The sequence below is a fragment of the Pseudomonas sp. PS01299 genome (assembly GCF_029960145.1).
GTDB classification, from domain to species: Bacteria; Pseudomonadota; Gammaproteobacteria; order Pseudomonadales; family Pseudomonadaceae; genus Aquipseudomonas; species Aquipseudomonas putida_A.
The window spans coordinates 26,043-39,887 of the sequence record NZ_JASCPO010000035.1; the positions used below are offsets into that span (position 1 = coordinate 26,043).

The window sequence follows — 13,845 nt, forward strand, 5'->3', positions numbered from 1 at the left end:
TCAGGGCCGCTTCGCGCCCCATCGGGGATAAATCCCCTCACCACAAAGGTTCAGCTTCAACAATGGATCTGCGTTGTTCTCTGATCGTCAGCTTGTCAGTTTGCCCCTACGACGCCACACTATCGCTCATGAAAAACGTCAGCCCCAGCTACCTCAAGCATCACTTCCTGATCGCCATGCCACACATGGCCGACCCGAACTTTGCCCACACCTTGACCTACATCGTCGAGCACACGGCCAATGGCGCCATGGGGCTGGTGGTCAATCGACCGCAAGAGCTGAATCTGGCTGACATTCTCGAGCAATTACGCCCGGACATCGATCCGCCAGCGCTGTGCCAGCATGTGCCGATCTTCATTGGCGGCCCGGTGCAGACCGATCGCGGTTTCGTCCTGCACCCGTCGGGCAAGACCTTTCAGGCCACCGTCGAACTGGACGGTGATCTGGCGCTGTCCACCTCGCAGGACGTGCTGTTCGCCATCGCCGACGGCGTAGGCCCGGCGAAAAGCGTAATCACCCTTGGTTATGCCGGTTGGGAAGCCGGGCAACTGGAGGCCGAGCTGGCCGACAACGCCTGGCTGACCTGCCCGTACGACGCCGACATCCTGTTCAACACCAGCAGCGAGCTGCGTCTGGAAGCGGCGGCACGGCATCTGGGGATCAACCTCAGCCTGCTGACCAGTCAGGCGGGGCACGCCTGATGGCCCTGCGCCTGATTCTCGGCTTCGACTACGGCACCAAACAGATCGGCGTTGCGGTCGGCCAGGTGATTACCGGCCAGGCCCGCGAGCTGTGCACCCTGAAAGCGCAGAACGGCGTGCCCGACTGGAATCAGGTCGAAGCGCTGTTCAAGGAATGGAAACCCGACGCCGTGGTGGTCGGCCTGCCGCTGAACATGGACGGTACGCCCAGCGAGATGTGCCTGCGCGCGGAGAAATTCGCCCGGCGTCTCAATGGCCGTTTCAATGTGCCCTTCTATACCCACGACGAACGCCTGACCACCTTTGAGGCCAAGGGTGAGCGACTGGTGCGCGGCGGGCAGAAAGGCAGTTACCGCGACAACCCGGTGGACGCCATCGCCGCCGCTCTGCTGCTGCAGGGCTGGCTCGATGAAAACACTGCATTGTTTGAATCCTGACAAGCGCTTCGGCGCTTTTCTTTTGGTTATAAACCCAGCCACGTCCGGCAGGACGCGGCTCGGAATCACGAAGGAGCAACCATGAGCCTGCCCAATCCCGCCGATCTGATCAGCCAGATGGCGACCCGCCTCAAGTCGCACCTTGCACAGCGTGATATCAGCGAACCGCGTTACATCGGCATCCGCACCGGCGGCATCTGGGTCGCGCAGGCCCTGCTCAAGGAGTTGGCCAGCGACGCACCGTTGGGCACGCTGGATGTTTCCTTCTACCGCGACGACTTCAGCCAGAACGGCCTGCACCCGCAAGTGCGCCCCTCGGCCCTGCCCTTCGAGATCGAAGGCCAGCATTTGGTGCTGATCGATGACGTACTGATGAGCGGCCGGACCATCCGCGCCGCCATGAACGAACTGTTCGACTACGGCCGCCCGGCCAGCGTGACCCTGGTCTGCCTGCTCGACCTGGACGCTGGCGAACTGCCGATCCGCCCGAACGTGGTGGGTGCGACCCTGTCGCTGGCCGCCAATGAGCGGGTCAAGCTGTCCGGCCCGGAGCCGCTGACGCTCGAACTGCAAGACCTGAATTCCTAACCCGCCCTTATTGAGAGTCCCCCTCGCGATGACGCCTCTAGATACCAAGCGCCCGCTGCAGCTCAATGATCAGGGCCAGCTGCGCCACTTCCTCTCGCTCGATGGCCTGCGCCGCGAGTTGCTGACGGAAATCCTCGACACTGCCGACTCGTTCCTCGAAGTCGGTGCCCGGGCGGTGAAGAAGGTCCCGTTGCTGCGCGGCAAGACCGTGTGCAACGTGTTCTTCGAAAACTCCACCCGCACCCGCACCACCTTCGAACTGGCGGCCCAGCGGCTGTCGGCGGACGTGATCACCCTGAACGTGTCGACCTCGTCGGCCAGCAAAGGTGAAACCCTGCTCGACACCCTGCGCAATCTCGAAGCGATGGCCGCCGACATGTTCGTGGTGCGCCACGGTGACTCCGGCGCCGCACACTTCATCGCCGAACACGTCTGCCCGCAGGTGGCAATCATCAACGGCGGCGACGGCCGTCACGCGCACCCGACCCAGGGCATGCTCGACATGCTCACCATCCGTCGGCACAAGGGCGGTTTCGAAAACCTCTCGGTGGCGATCGTCGGCGACATCCTGCACTCGCGGGTGGCGCGTTCGAACATGCTCGCCCTGAAGACCCTCGGTTGCCCGGACATCCGCGTGATCGCGCCGAAGACTCTGCTGCCGATCGGCATCGAGCATTACGGCGTCAAGGTCTACACCGACATGAACGAAGGCCTGAAAGACGTCGACGTGGTGATCATGCTGCGCCTGCAGCGCGAGCGCATGACCGGCGGCCTGCTGCCGAGCGAAGGCGAGTTCTACCGCCTGTTCGGCCTGACCACCGCGCGTCTGGCCGGGGCCAAACCCGATTGCATCGTCATGCACCCAGGGCCGATCAACCGTGGGGTAGAGATCGAGTCGGCGGTGGCCGACGGCCCGCATTCGGTGATCCTCAATCAAGTCACCTACGGCATCGCCATCCGCATGGCCGTGCTGTCGATGGCCATGAGCGGGCAAACAGCGCAACGTCAATTCGAGCAGGAGAACGCCCAGTGAAGCTCAGCATTCTCGGCGCCCGCGTCATCGATCCAAGCAGCGGCCTGGATCAAATCACCGACATCCACGTTGAAGCCTGCAAGATCGTCGCCCTCGGCGCCGCACCGGCCGGTTTCACCGCTGTGGAAACCATCGACGCCAGCGGTCTGGTTGCAGCACCGGGCCTGGTCGACCTTAACGTGGCTCTGCGCGAGCCGGGCTACAGCCGCAAAGGCAGCATCGCCAGCGAAACCCGCGCAGCGGCGGCCGGCGGCGTGACCAGTCTGTGCTGCCCGCCGAAGACCAAACCGGTGCTCGACACCTCGGCCGTGGCCGAACTGATCCTCGACCGCGCCCGTGAGGCCGGCAACACCAAAGTGTTCCCGATTGGCGCACTGAGCAAAGGCCTGGACGGCGAGCAACTGGCCGAACTGGTGGCGCTGCGCGACGCCGGTTGTGTGGCGTTCGGCAACGGTCTGGAGAGTTTCCGCAACACCCGCACCCTGTGCCGGGCGCTGGAATACGCGGCGACCTTCGACCTGACAGTGATTTTCAATTCGCAGGATCACGATCTGGCGGATGGCGGTCTGGCCCATGAAGGCGCGGTGGCCAGTTTCCTCGGTCTGCCGGGGATTCCGGAAACCGCTGAGACCGTGGCTCTGGCTCGCGATCTGCTGCTGGTCGAGCAGACCGGCGTGCGCGCGCACTTCAGCCAACTGACCAGCGCGCGCGGCGTGGCCCTGATCGCTCAGGCGCAGGCCCGTGGTTTGAAGGTGACGGCGGATGTCGCGCTGTATCAGTTGATCCTCACCGATGAAGCGCTGATCGACTTCAGCAGCCTGTATCACGTGCAACCGCCGCTGCGCACCCGCGCCGACCGCGACGGCCTGCGTGAAGCGGTGAAGTCCGGGGTGATTTCGGCGATCTCCAGCCATCACCAGCCGCACGAACGCGACGCCAAACTGGCACCGTTCGGCGCGACCGAGCCGGGCATCAGCAGTGTGGAGTTGCTGCTGCCGCTGGCGATGACGCTGGTTGAGGATGGTTTGCTGGATCTGCCGACCCTGCTGGCGCGCCTGAGTGCCGGGCCTGCGGACGCGCTGCGTCTGCCGGCGGGCAAACTGGCGGTGGGCGGTGCGGCGGATATCGTGCTGTTCGATCCGAAAGCGTCCACCGTGGCCGGTGAAGGCTGGCTGTCGAAGGGCGAGAACTGCCCGTTCCTTGGTCACACCCTGCCGGGGGTGGTTCGCTACACCTTGGTGGATGGGCGGATCAGTCACCAGGCGTAACCGGCTGCTGAGGGACATTGTGGCGAGGGGATTTATCCCCGATGGGCTGCGCAGCAGCCCTCAATCTACAACCGCGGTGATTCAGTTCCTCCGCGGTTGAATGTTTTAGGGCCGCTACGCGCCCCATCGGGGATAAATCCCCTCGCCACAGGTTACTGAAAGGCGCCGCGATTCTGCGCGTTACGCACCGAGACCTGATCATTCAGTGTCCAGAAGTCATACAGCACACCAATAAAGAACAACCCGCCGGTCAGCAGATACAGCAACCCGCTGATCCACTTGCCCTGGTACATCCGGTGCACGCCGAAAACGCCCAGGAACGTCAGCAGAATCCACGCCACGTTATATTCGATCGGCCCTGCGGTGAAGCGCAGATCCGCCTCGCGATCCATTGCCGGGATCAGGAACACGTCGATCAGCCAGCCAATGCCCAGCAGACCGAAGGTGAAGAACCAGATCGTCCCGGTCACCGGCTTGCCGTAATAGAAGCGGTGAGCGCCGGTGAAACCAAAAATCCACAGCAGATAACCGATGATTTTGCTGTGCGTATCCTGCGGTGCAGCAACCTGCTGATAGCGGTTCATGAAGACCTCGATTCACTCGATAGATAAATTTTCTTTAATTCTTTGTGACTTTTTTACATGTAGCCGACGTACGGCAAATGTTACCGTGTCGTCCGTCAAAGCCTTATAGCACCGGACTTCTGTCCGACAATTGCGTCCGTTTGCCGCTTGTTTGGTTCCGTTGCCCTCCGATGGAATCGACCAACGGCCTCGGAAGGGACAAAAAAGCTGTTATAAAGTTGCGCGCTAACACATAAGAGCCACGCCTAATGCGACCATTTTTCAAGACATGGCTAACTATTTGCCTATTAATGCCACTGGCCGCCCACGCCACCAATCGTGAGCAACGTCTTCCCAACGTTAACGGTTTCACCCCTAAATCCCATGCTTCGGCTCCTTCGAGCAAGAGCAGCAAACAAACGAAACACACCACGCTCGCCAGCAAGAATCACGGCAAGCTGGTTCCACCGATGGCCAACAAGGAAAGCAGCAACGTCCTGAGCCGTGCGGTGAACGTCCTCGGTACTCCCTACCGTTGGGGCGGCAGCAGCCCAAGTAAAGGCTTCGACTGCAGTGGTCTGGTGAAATATGCGTTCAACGACGCCACGTTCGACCTGCCACGCACCTCCAACGCGATGGCCAGCGGGCATGGCGAGAAAGTCGAACGCAAGGATCTGAAGCCGGGCGACCTGATTTTCTTCAACATCAAGAGCCGTCGGGTCAACCACGTTGCCATCTACCTGGGCAACGACCGCTTCATCCACGCCCCGCGCCGTGGCAAAGCGGTGAGCATCGATACGCTGAACAAGCCGTACTGGGAACAGCATTACGTGGTTGCCAAGCGTGTGCTGCCGAAAGAACCGGCTGGCAAACAGATGCGCGTGGTTCAACGCTGAGTCGACTGATCCGGAATCTGCTCAAGCAGTACTGACCCCTTCGCGAGCAAGCCCGCTCCCACATTGGAATGCATTCGAATGTGGGAGCGGGCTTGCTCGCGAAGAGGCCAGTGAAAGCAACACAAGCCTCTCTTAAAAATTATCCGGCGTACGCGCCTTCTCCCGCGCATGCTCGCGGCTGATCAAGCCCTTGGTCACCAGTTCCTTCAGGCACATGTCGAGTGTCTGCATCCCCAACGATCCTCCGGTCTGAATCGCCGAATACATCTGCGCCACCTTGTCCTCGCGGATCAGGTTCCGGATCGCCGACGTTCCCAGCATGATCTCGTGCGCCGCCACCCGTCCGCCGCCGATCTTCTTGATCAGCGTCTGCGACACCACGGCCAGCAACGACTCCGAAAGCATCGAGCGGACCATGGACTTCTCGTCCCCGGGGAACACATCGACAACACGGTCGATGGTCTTGGCGGCGGACGTCGTGTGCAGCGTGCCGAACACCAGATGCCCGGTCTCAGCGGCAGTCAGTGCGAGGCGAATGGTTTCCAGGTCGCGCATCTCGCCAACCAGAATCACGTCCGGGTCTTCGCGCAGTGCCGAGCGCAGCGCCGTGGCGAAGCTGCGGGTATCGCGATGGACTTCGCGCTGATTGATCAGGCACTTGCGCGATTCGTGGACGAATTCGATCGGGTCTTCGATGGTGAGGATGTGGTGGTGACGATGGGTGTTGAGGTAATCGATCATCGCCGCCAACGTGGTGGATTTGCCGGACCCGGTCGGCCCGGTCACCAGCACCAGCCCGCGCGGCGCATCGGTGATCTTGCGAAAGACATCGCCCATGCCGAGGTCTTCCATGCTCAGCACTTTCGAGGGAATGGTGCGAAACACCGCGCCGGCGCCCCGGTTCTGATTGAACGCATTGACCCGAAAGCGCGCCACGCCTGGGACTTCGAACGAGAAATCCGTTTCGAGGTGTTTCTCGAAGTCGACCCGCTGGGTGTCGTTCATGATGTCGTAGATCAATTCGTGCACTTGTTTGTGATCCAGCGCCGGCAGATTGATCCGCCGCACATCGCCATCGACGCGGATCATCGGCGGCAGACCGGCCGACAGGTGCAGGTCGGAAGCGCCCTGTTTGGCGCTGAACGCCAGCAGTTCAGTGATATCCATAGCGTCCCTCAATTCCAGTAGAATGCCGCGAACCTTCAGACCGCCGGCGCCTCTTGATGTCCACGATAGCAGACAACATTCTTCAGGTTAGTTCGCGTATCCAGGCAGCGGCCAAAGCTGCAAACCGCGATGAACACAGCATCCAGTTGCTGGCCGTGAGCAAGACCAAACCGGCGCAGGCCCTGCGTGAAGCCTACGCCGCCGGCCTGCGTGACTTCGGCGAGAACTATCTGCAGGAAGCCTTGGGCAAACAGCTCGAACTGGCCGACCTGCCCTTGATCTGGCACTTCATCGGCCCCATTCAATCGAACAAGACTCGCGCCATCGCCGAGCATTTCGACTGGGTGCACTCCGTGGATCGCCTGAAAATCGCCCAACGCCTGTCCGAGCAGCGCCCGACCGAGCTGCCGCCGCTGAACATCTGCATTCAGGTCAACGTCAGTGGTGAGGCCAGCAAGTCCGGCTGCACCCCGGCCGACCTACCGGCGCTGGCCGAGGCCATCAGCGCCCTGCCCCGGCTGAAACTGCGCGGGCTGATGGCGATTCCCGAGCCGACCGAAGATCGCGCCGAACAAGATGCCGCTTTTGCTGCCGTGCAACGTTTGCAGGCCAGCCTGAATCTGCCGCTCGACACACTTTCCATGGGCATGAGCCACGACCTCGAGTCAGCCATCGCTCAAGGCGCCACCTGGGTGCGGATCGGTACCGCCCTGTTTGGCGCCAGAGATTACGGTCAGCAATGACCGACAGCCATCTGAAAAAGGACCTGACATGAGCAACACACGCATTGCCTTTATCGGTGCCGGCAACATGGCCGCCAGCCTGATCGGCGGCCTGCGGGCCAAGGGTCTGCAAGCCAGCCAGATTCGCGCCAGCGATCCGGGCGAAGAGACCCGCCAACGCGTCAGCGCCGAACACGGCATCGAAACCTTCGCCGATAACGCCCAGGCCATCGACGGCGTCGACGTGATCGTACTGGCGGTCAAGCCACAGGCGATGAAAGCCGTGTGCGAAGCCATCCGCCCAAGTCTGAAACCGCAGCAACTGGTGGTGTCGATCGCCGCCGGCATCACTTGCGCGAGCATGACCGCATGGCTCGGCGAGCAGCCGATCGTGCGCTGCATGCCCAACACCCCGGCGCTGCTGCGTCAGGGCGTCAGCGGCCTGTACGCCACCAGCGAAGTGACTGCCGAACAGCGTCAGCAGGCTGAAGAGCTGCTGTCCGCCGTGGGCATCGCGCTGTGGTTGAACGAAGAGCAGCAACTCGATGCGGTGACCGCCGTCTCCGGTTCCGGCCCGGCGTATTTCTTCCTGCTGATCGAAGCGATGACCGCCGCTGGCGTCAAACTCGGCCTGCCAAAGGAAATCGCCGAGCAACTGACTGTGCAGACTGCCTTGGGCGCCGCGCACATGGCGGTATCCAGCGATATCGACGCTGCTGAGCTGCGCCGCCGCGTGACCTCGCCAAATGGCACCACAGAGGCCGCGATCAAATCATTCCAGGCTAATGGCTTCGAAGCCCTGGTAGAAAAAGCACTCGGCGCCGCCGCGCACCGCTCGGCCGAAATGGCCGAACAACTGGGCAAATAAGGAGCCTTACATGATTGGATTGAACACTGCAGCGGTTTACGTGCTGCAAACCCTCGGCAGTCTGTACCTGCTGATCGTGCTGCTGCGCTTCGTCCTGCAACTGGTGCGCGCAAACTTCTACAACCCGCTGTGCCAGTTCGTGGTCAAGGCTACCCAGCCGCTGCTCAAGCCGCTGCGCCGGATCATCCCGAGCATCTTCGGCCTCGACATGTCTTCGCTGGTGCTGGCGATTCTGGTGCAACTGGCCCTGATGGCCCTGACCCTGCTGCTGACCTACGGCACCACCGGCAACCCGCTGCAACTGTTCATCTGGTCGATCATCGGCGTCACCGCGCTGTTCCTGAAGATCTTCTTCTTCGCCCTGATCATCAGCGTGATCCTGTCGTGGGTCGCCCCGGGCAGCCACAACCCGGGCGCTGAACTGGTGAACCAGATCTGCGAGCCGGCGCTGGCACCGTTCCGCAAGATTCTGCCGAACCTCGGCGGTCTGGACCTGTCGCCGATTTTCGCCTTCCTGGCGCTGAAGCTGATCGACATGCTGGTGATCAACAATCTGGCGGCAATGACCATGATGCCGGAAATCCTGCGCCTGCTGATGTGAGCTGGTTTCGCTGGGACGGCGACGATCTGATCCTCGAATGTCATCTGCAACCGGCAGCCCGCAGCGATGATTTCGCCGGGCTGCACGGTGACCGCCTGAAGATCCGCCTCACCGCGCCGCCGGTCGAGGGCAAGGCCAATGCGTATCTGATGGGCTTTCTGGCCAAAGCGTTTGGGGTGTCCAAGAGTCAGGTCAGTTTGCTCAGTGGCGAGTTGAACCGGCAGAAACGGGTGAAGATCTGTGCGCCGAAGAAGCTGCCGGAGTTGCCAGGGTTGTTTGGGCGCTTGTCTTGAGTTTTGCGGCGTCTGTACCCCTCACCCCAGCCCTCTCCCCCTGGAGAGGGAGCCGATCCAGGGTGTTTTCAGAAACTGAGTTCAGCCCGGATAGATCAGGTCGGTGTAGCTCAAAAGAACACCTCGGTCGGTCCCCTCTACCTCTGGGAGAGGGCTAGGGTGAGGGCCGCTTGCCGCTAACCCCCCCGGTCTTTAGACTTACGCCTCATTTCAACGAGAGCAGGGTCGATGCCAGCTGCCTTTCCCCCCGATTCTGTTGGTCTGGTGACGCCGCAAACGGCGCACTTCAGTGAACCTCTGGCTCTGGCCTGTGGCCGTTCGCTGCCCGCCTACGACCTGATCTACGAAACCTACGGCACGCTGAACGCGCAAGCGAGCAACGCCGTGCTGATCTGCCACGCCTTGTCTGGTCATCATCACGCTGCCGGCTATCACAGCCCCGACGACCGCAAGCCCGGTTGGTGGGACAGCTGCATCGGCCCCGGCAAACCGATCGACACCAATAAGTTCTTCGTGGTCAGCCTGAACAATCTGGGCGGCTGCAACGGCTCCACCGGCCCGAGCAGTATCAACCCGGAGACCGGCAAGCCATTCGGCGCAGATTTCCCGGTGCTCACCGTCGAAGACTGGGTGCACAGTCAGGCGCGTCTGGCCGATCGGCTCGGCATCCGCCAGTTCGCCGCCGTGATCGGCGGCAGCCTCGGCGGCATGCAGGCGTTGCAATGGACCATCACCTACCCGGAGCGCGTGCGCCACTGCCTGGCCATCGCCTCGGCCCCCAAGCTGTCGGCGCAGAATATCGCCTTCAACGAAGTGGCGCGCCAGGCGATCCTTACCGACCCGGAGTTCCACGGTGGTTCGTTCCAGGAACAAGGGGTGATCCCCAAGCGCGGGCTGATGCTGGCGCGGATGGTCGGACACATCACCTACCTGTCCGACGACTCGATGGGCGAGAAATTCGGCCGCGGCCTGAAGAGCGAAAAGCTCAACTACGACTTCCACAGCGTCGAGTTCCAGGTCGAAAGCTACCTGCGCTATCAGGGTGAAGAATTCTCCGGGCGTTTCGATGCCAACACTTACCTGTTGATGACCAAGGCACTGGACTACTTCGATCCGGCGGCGAACTTCGACGATAACCTGGCGAAAACTTTCGAAAACGCCACCGCCAAGTTCTGCGTGATGTCGTTCACCACCGACTGGCGCTTCTCCCCGGCCCGCTCGCGGGAGCTGGTGGACGCGCTGATGGCGGCACGCAAAGACGTCAGCTATCTGGAAATCGACGCGCCACAGGGCCACGACGCCTTCCTGATTCCGATCCCGCGCTATTTGCAGGCGTTCGGCAATTACATGAACCGAATTACGGTGTGAACAAGCCATGAGAGCTGATCTGGAAATCATCCAGGAATGGATCCCCGCTGGCAGCCGCGTGCTCGACCTCGGTTGCGGCGACGGCGAGTTGCTGACCTGGCTGCGCGACAACAAGAACGTCACCGGTTATGGCCTGGAAAACGACGCCGACAACATCGCCGAGTGCGTGGCCAAGGGCATCAACGTCATCGAGCAGGACCTGGACAAGGGGCTGGGCAACTTCGCCAGCAACAGTTTCGACATCGTCGTCATGACCCAGGCCCTGCAAGCCGTGCATTACCCGGACAAGATCCTCGACGAAATGCTGCGGGTCGGTCGTCAGTGCATCATCACCTTCCCCAACTTCGGGCACTGGCGCTGCCGCTGGTACCTGGCGAGCAAGGGCCGGATGCCGGTGTCGGAATTTCTGCCGTACACCTGGTACAACACGCCGAACATTCACTTCTGCACCTTCGAAGACTTTGAAGAACTTTGTCGCGAACGTGACGCGAAGGTCATTGATCGGCTTGCCGTGGATCAACAGCACCGCCACGGGTGGGCCAGTAAGCTATGGCCTAATCTGTTAGGTGAGATTGGTATCTACCGCGTCAGCAGCCCGGTGCTTGCAGATCATCGGGTCGCGGTCTGAACCACGACATTTCGAGGAGAACGATCATGGGTCGCTTGATTACTGTGCTATTGGCCGCCTGCCTGAGTCTGTCGGCGGTGGCCGCCGATGCCATCAAGGGCGAACGCAAGGAAGTGTTCGGCGACGTTACCGTGCACTACAACACCTTCAACTCGACCTTCCTGACACCCGACATCGCCAAAGCAGCCGAGCTGATCCGCAGCAAGAACCAGGGCGTGATCAATGTCTCGGTGATCAAGGACGGCAAACCGCTGATCGCCAACGTCACCGGCACGGTCAAAGACCTGACCAGCCAGAGCGTGCCGCTGAACTTCCGCCAGGTCACCGAACAGGGCGCGATCTACTACATCGCCCAGTACCCGGTGGAGCAGCAGGAAACCCGCACCTTTGAAATCAAGGTGCAGAACGGTGACAAGATCAACACCATCAACTTCAACCAAGAACTCTTTCCCGGCGAATGATGAACCTCACGCAACTCGTACTGGCCAGCCATAACGCCGGCAAACTCAAGGAACTCCAGGCCATGCTCGGCGACTCGGTGCAACTGCGCTCGATCGGCGAATGGAGCAAGGTCGAACCGGAGGAAACCGGTCTGTCGTTCGTCGAGAACGCGATCCTCAAGGCGCGCAATGCCGCGCGCATCTCCGGCCTGCCGGCGCTGGCCGACGATTCCGGTCTGGCGGTGGATTTCCTCGGCGGTGCACCGGGCATCTACTCGGCGCGCTATGCCGACGGCAAGGGCGATGCGGCGAACAACGCCAAACTGCTCGAGGCCCTCAAAGACGTGCCGCAAGCCGAGCGCGGCGCGCAGTTCGTCTGCGTGCTGGCACTGGTGCGGCATGCCGATGATCCGCTGCCGATCCTCTGCGAAGGCCTGTGGCACGGGCGCATCCTGACCGCCGCCAGCGGCGAGCACGGTTTCGGCTACGACCCGCTGTTCTGGGTGCCGGAACGTAACGTGTCCAGCGCCGAACTGAGCCCGGCCGACAAGAACCAGATCAGCCACCGCGCCCGTGCAATGGATCTGCTGCGCCAGCGTCTGGGCCTGAAATGACCCACAGCCACCCCGCGTCGTCGCTGATCATCGGCGGCGCCGCCTCTTCGCCTCGGGCGCCGCTGCCTACGCTACCGCCTCTGGCGCTGTACATCCACATTCCGTGGTGTGTGCGCAAATGTCCGTATTGCGATTTCAACTCGCACACCGCCAGCCCGGTGCTGCCGGAAGAGGAATACGTCGACGCGTTGCTGGCCGATCTCGATCAGGACCTGCACGCGGTGTATGGCCGTGAAATCAGTTCGATCTTCTTCGGTGGCGGTACGCCGAGCCTGTTCAGCGCCGAAGCGCTCGGACGCCTGCTCAAAGGTGTCGAGCAGCGCATCCCGTTCGCCCACGACATCGAGATCACCCTGGAAGCCAATCCCGGCACCTTCGAGCAAGAGAAGTTCGTTGCGTATCGCAAGCTCGGGATCAATCGCCTGTCGATCGGCATCCAGAGCTTCCAGCAGCAGAAACTCGAAGCCCTCGGGCGCATCCATAACGGCGACGAAGCGGTGCGCGCGGCGGGAATGGCGCGCCAGGCCGGGTTCGACAACTTCAACCTCGACTTGATGCACGGCCTGCCCGATCAGTCGCTGGACGATGCCTTGAGCGACCTGCGTCAGGCCATCGAACTGAAACCGACGCACATCTCCTGGTATCAGCTGACACTGGAGCCGAACACGGTGTTCTGGAACCAGCCGCCGGTGCTGCCGGAAGACGACACGCTGTGGGACATTCAAGAAGCCGGGCAAGCGCTGCTCGCCGCGCACGGTTACGCGCAATACGAAGTCTCGGCCTATGCCCAGCCCGGGCGGCCGGCGCGGCACAACCTCAATTACTGGAGTTTCGGCGACTTCATCGGCATCGGTGCTGGCGCCCACGGCAAGCTCAGTCATCCGGACGGGCGCATCGTCCGCACCTGGAAGACACGCCTGCCGAAGGACTATCTCAACCCAGCCAAGAGTTTCCAGGCCGGCGAGAAAGTCCTGACCAACGACGAGATGCCGTTCGAGTTCCTGATGAACGCCCTGCGCCTGACTGCCGGGGTGGAATCACGCCTGTATCCCGAACGCACCGGCCTGCCACTGGAAAGTCTCGCCGAACACCGCCGCGAGGCCGAACAAAGCGGCCTGATGCAGGTCGAACCGTCACGTCTGGCGGCCACCGAGCGCGGACAACTGTTTCTCAACGACTTGCTGCAGAAATTTCTGAGCTGAGCCCCACGGCCGCCCTAAGGAAAACCGCATGGATTTGATACTCGATCTGCTCGCCACCGTGTCCCGCTGGAGCCGCAGCAACCTCTCGGAAATCGCCCTGGCGCTGGTGGGCTGCCTGCTGGTGCTGTTCGGCGCCGACTTCAAAGGCTGGGTCGAACAACGCCTGGGCAGCATCGCCGGCGCCCTGCGCGTACCGCTGATGGCCCTGCTGTGCGTGATCGGCAGCGGCGCCGCGCTGATCTACGCCACGCCGTGGGTGGTCAAGGGCCTGAGCCAGTTCAACAACTACAGCCTGGCACCGGTGCTGCTGGTGGTGCTCGTTCTTATCGGCGTCGTCGCTGACCGCCGCTGATTCTGCAAATACCCCAAAACCACTGTGGGAGCGGGCTTGCTCGCGAAGGCGTGATATCAGTCAACATCAACGTTGAATGGTTCACCGCTTTCGCGAGCAAGCCC

18 protein-coding genes are annotated in these 13,845 nt (G+C 61.8%); 16 read left to right on the plus strand and 2 right to left on the minus strand.

Going from position 1 to position 13,845, the window contains the following annotated elements:
• Positions 1–128 precede the first annotated feature (128 nt).
• The 5 genes from QMX91_RS09240 to QMX91_RS09260 all read left to right on the plus strand — a co-directional run bounded on the left by QMX91_RS09240 (position 129) and on the right by QMX91_RS09260 (position 4,027).
• Positions 129–701, plus strand: coding sequence for a YqgE/AlgH family protein (locus QMX91_RS09240; RefSeq protein WP_041063515.1), 573 nt, complete (start codon positions 129–131; stop codon positions 699–701).
• On the plus strand, positions 701–1,138 hold the full coding sequence (gene ruvX / locus QMX91_RS09245) for a Holliday junction resolvase RuvX (protein ID WP_003229101.1): 438 nt from the start codon (positions 701–703) through the stop codon (positions 1,136–1,138). The genes QMX91_RS09240 and ruvX overlap by 1 nt, the downstream gene beginning before the upstream one ends.
• An 81-nt stretch (positions 1,139–1,219) precedes the next feature.
• Entirely contained in the window at positions 1,220–1,726 is a 507-nt protein-coding gene (gene pyrR / locus QMX91_RS09250) for a bifunctional pyr operon transcriptional regulator/uracil phosphoribosyltransferase PyrR (RefSeq protein ID WP_282412593.1), read from the plus strand.
• Positions 1,727–1,754: 28 nt separating this feature from the next.
• Entirely contained in the window at positions 1,755–2,759 is a 1,005-nt protein-coding gene (locus QMX91_RS09255) for an aspartate carbamoyltransferase catalytic subunit (RefSeq protein ID WP_282412594.1), read from the plus strand.
• Entirely contained in the window at positions 2,756–4,027 is a 1,272-nt protein-coding gene (locus QMX91_RS09260; protein ID WP_098966064.1) for a dihydroorotase, read from the plus strand. Before QMX91_RS09255 ends, QMX91_RS09260 begins: the two co-directional genes overlap by 4 nt.
• Positions 4,028–4,179: 152 nt before the next feature.
• On the opposite strand, the gene QMX91_RS09265 is transcribed toward QMX91_RS09260, so the two are convergent.
• The gene (locus QMX91_RS09265; RefSeq protein ID WP_007964113.1) at positions 4,180–4,611 is read right to left on the minus strand and encodes a TM2 domain-containing protein; all 432 of its coding nucleotides are present in this window, start codon (positions 4,609–4,611) and stop codon (positions 4,180–4,182) included.
• 248 nt (positions 4,612–4,859) lie between these two features.
• On the opposite strand from QMX91_RS09265, the gene QMX91_RS09270 reads away from it, so the two are divergent.
• A complete protein-coding gene (locus tag QMX91_RS09270) occupies positions 4,860–5,486 on the plus strand; it encodes a C40 family peptidase (RefSeq protein WP_003229112.1) in 627 nt (208 codons plus the stop codon).
• A gap of 132 nt (positions 5,487–5,618) precedes the next feature.
• Here QMX91_RS09270 and QMX91_RS09275 read toward each other — a convergent pair whose 3' ends face one another.
• Positions 5,619–6,653: a PilT/PilU family type 4a pilus ATPase gene (locus tag QMX91_RS09275; protein ID WP_003229114.1), complete on the minus strand. Its 1,035-nt coding sequence runs from the start codon at positions 6,651–6,653 to the stop codon at positions 5,619–5,621.
• A 56-nt stretch (positions 6,654–6,709) separates the two neighbouring features.
• Between QMX91_RS09275 and QMX91_RS09280 the strand changes: the two genes are divergently transcribed.
• From QMX91_RS09280 to QMX91_RS09325, 10 genes are all read left to right on the plus strand, one after another.
• Positions 6,710–7,396, plus strand: a complete 687-nt coding sequence (locus tag QMX91_RS09280) for a YggS family pyridoxal phosphate-dependent enzyme (protein WP_223006964.1) — start codon at positions 6,710–6,712, stop codon at positions 7,394–7,396.
• A gap of 28 nt (positions 7,397–7,424) precedes the next feature.
• Positions 7,425–8,243 carry a pyrroline-5-carboxylate reductase gene (gene proC, locus QMX91_RS09285; RefSeq protein ID WP_282412595.1) on the plus strand — a complete coding sequence of 273 codons (819 nt, stop codon included), beginning with the start codon at positions 7,425–7,427 and terminating at the stop codon, positions 8,241–8,243.
• Positions 8,244–8,253: 10 nt separating this feature from the next.
• On the plus strand, positions 8,254–8,844 hold the full coding sequence (locus QMX91_RS09290; protein ID WP_027610578.1) for a YggT family protein: 591 nt from the start codon (positions 8,254–8,256) through the stop codon (positions 8,842–8,844).
• Positions 8,841–9,137 carry a DUF167 domain-containing protein gene (locus QMX91_RS09295; protein WP_135296759.1) on the plus strand — a complete coding sequence of 99 codons (297 nt, stop codon included), beginning with the start codon at positions 8,841–8,843 and terminating at the stop codon, positions 9,135–9,137. Before QMX91_RS09290 ends, QMX91_RS09295 begins: the two co-directional genes overlap by 4 nt.
• Before the next feature lie 228 nt (positions 9,138–9,365).
• A complete protein-coding gene (locus tag QMX91_RS09300; RefSeq protein WP_134784873.1) occupies positions 9,366–10,505 on the plus strand; it encodes a homoserine O-acetyltransferase in 1,140 nt (379 codons plus the stop codon).
• A 7-nt stretch (positions 10,506–10,512) separates the two neighbouring features.
• Positions 10,513–11,133, plus strand: a complete 621-nt coding sequence (gene metW / locus QMX91_RS09305; RefSeq protein ID WP_003229126.1) for a methionine biosynthesis protein MetW — start codon at positions 10,513–10,515, stop codon at positions 11,131–11,133.
• A 26-nt stretch (positions 11,134–11,159) separates the two neighbouring features.
• On the plus strand, positions 11,160–11,594 hold the full coding sequence (locus QMX91_RS09310) for a DUF4426 domain-containing protein (protein WP_027610575.1): 435 nt from the start codon (positions 11,160–11,162) through the stop codon (positions 11,592–11,594).
• Positions 11,591–12,187, plus strand: coding sequence for an RdgB/HAM1 family non-canonical purine NTP pyrophosphatase (rdgB, locus tag QMX91_RS09315; protein ID WP_096795762.1), 597 nt, complete (start codon positions 11,591–11,593; stop codon positions 12,185–12,187). Before QMX91_RS09310 ends, rdgB begins: the two co-directional genes overlap by 4 nt.
• Positions 12,184–13,389 (plus strand): radical SAM family heme chaperone HemW, encoded by a 1,206-nt coding sequence (gene hemW / locus QMX91_RS09320; protein ID WP_262415487.1) that lies wholly within the window; start codon positions 12,184–12,186, stop codon positions 13,387–13,389. Before rdgB ends, hemW begins: the two co-directional genes overlap by 4 nt.
• Positions 13,390–13,417: 28 nt before the next feature.
• Positions 13,418–13,741, plus strand: coding sequence for a DUF3392 domain-containing protein (locus QMX91_RS09325; protein WP_003229134.1), 324 nt, complete (start codon positions 13,418–13,420; stop codon positions 13,739–13,741).
• Positions 13,742–13,845 lie beyond the last annotated feature (104 nt).

What these genes read in the sequence shown, in the direction of transcription:
- QMX91_RS09310 (WP_027610575.1), top strand. Translation starts at nt 11,160, where the DNA reads ATGGGTCGCTTGATTACTGTGCTATTGGCCGCCTGCCTGAGTCTGTCG.
- QMX91_RS09240 (WP_041063515.1), top strand. Translation starts at nt 129, where the DNA reads ATGAAAAACGTCAGCCCCAGCTACCTCAAGCATCACTTCCTGATCGCC.
- QMX91_RS09280 (WP_223006964.1), top strand. Translation starts at nt 6,710, where the DNA reads ATGTCCACGATAGCAGACAACATTCTTCAGGTTAGTTCGCGTATCCAG.
- metW (WP_003229126.1), top strand. Translation starts at nt 10,513, where the DNA reads ATGAGAGCTGATCTGGAAATCATCCAGGAATGGATCCCCGCTGGCAGC.
- rdgB (WP_096795762.1), top strand. Translation starts at nt 11,591, where the DNA reads ATGATGAACCTCACGCAACTCGTACTGGCCAGCCATAACGCCGGCAAA.
- hemW (WP_262415487.1), top strand. Translation starts at nt 12,184, where the DNA reads ATGACCCACAGCCACCCCGCGTCGTCGCTGATCATCGGCGGCGCCGCC.
- ruvX (WP_003229101.1), top strand. Translation starts at nt 701, where the DNA reads ATGGCCCTGCGCCTGATTCTCGGCTTCGACTACGGCACCAAACAGATC.
- QMX91_RS09300 (WP_134784873.1), top strand. Translation starts at nt 9,366, where the DNA reads ATGCCAGCTGCCTTTCCCCCCGATTCTGTTGGTCTGGTGACGCCGCAA.
- QMX91_RS09255 (WP_282412594.1), top strand. Translation starts at nt 1,755, where the DNA reads ATGACGCCTCTAGATACCAAGCGCCCGCTGCAGCTCAATGATCAGGGC.
- QMX91_RS09270 (WP_003229112.1), top strand. Translation starts at nt 4,860, where the DNA reads ATGCGACCATTTTTCAAGACATGGCTAACTATTTGCCTATTAATGCCA.
- QMX91_RS09275 (WP_003229114.1), bottom strand. Translation starts at nt 6,653, where the DNA reads ATGGATATCACTGAACTGCTGGCGTTCAGCGCCAAACAGGGCGCTTCC.
- pyrR (WP_282412593.1), top strand. Translation starts at nt 1,220, where the DNA reads ATGAGCCTGCCCAATCCCGCCGATCTGATCAGCCAGATGGCGACCCGC.
- QMX91_RS09290 (WP_027610578.1), top strand. Translation starts at nt 8,254, where the DNA reads ATGATTGGATTGAACACTGCAGCGGTTTACGTGCTGCAAACCCTCGGC.
- proC (WP_282412595.1), top strand. Translation starts at nt 7,425, where the DNA reads ATGAGCAACACACGCATTGCCTTTATCGGTGCCGGCAACATGGCCGCC.
- QMX91_RS09265 (WP_007964113.1), bottom strand. Translation starts at nt 4,611, where the DNA reads ATGAACCGCTATCAGCAGGTTGCTGCACCGCAGGATACGCACAGCAAA.
- QMX91_RS09325 (WP_003229134.1), top strand. Translation starts at nt 13,418, where the DNA reads ATGGATTTGATACTCGATCTGCTCGCCACCGTGTCCCGCTGGAGCCGC.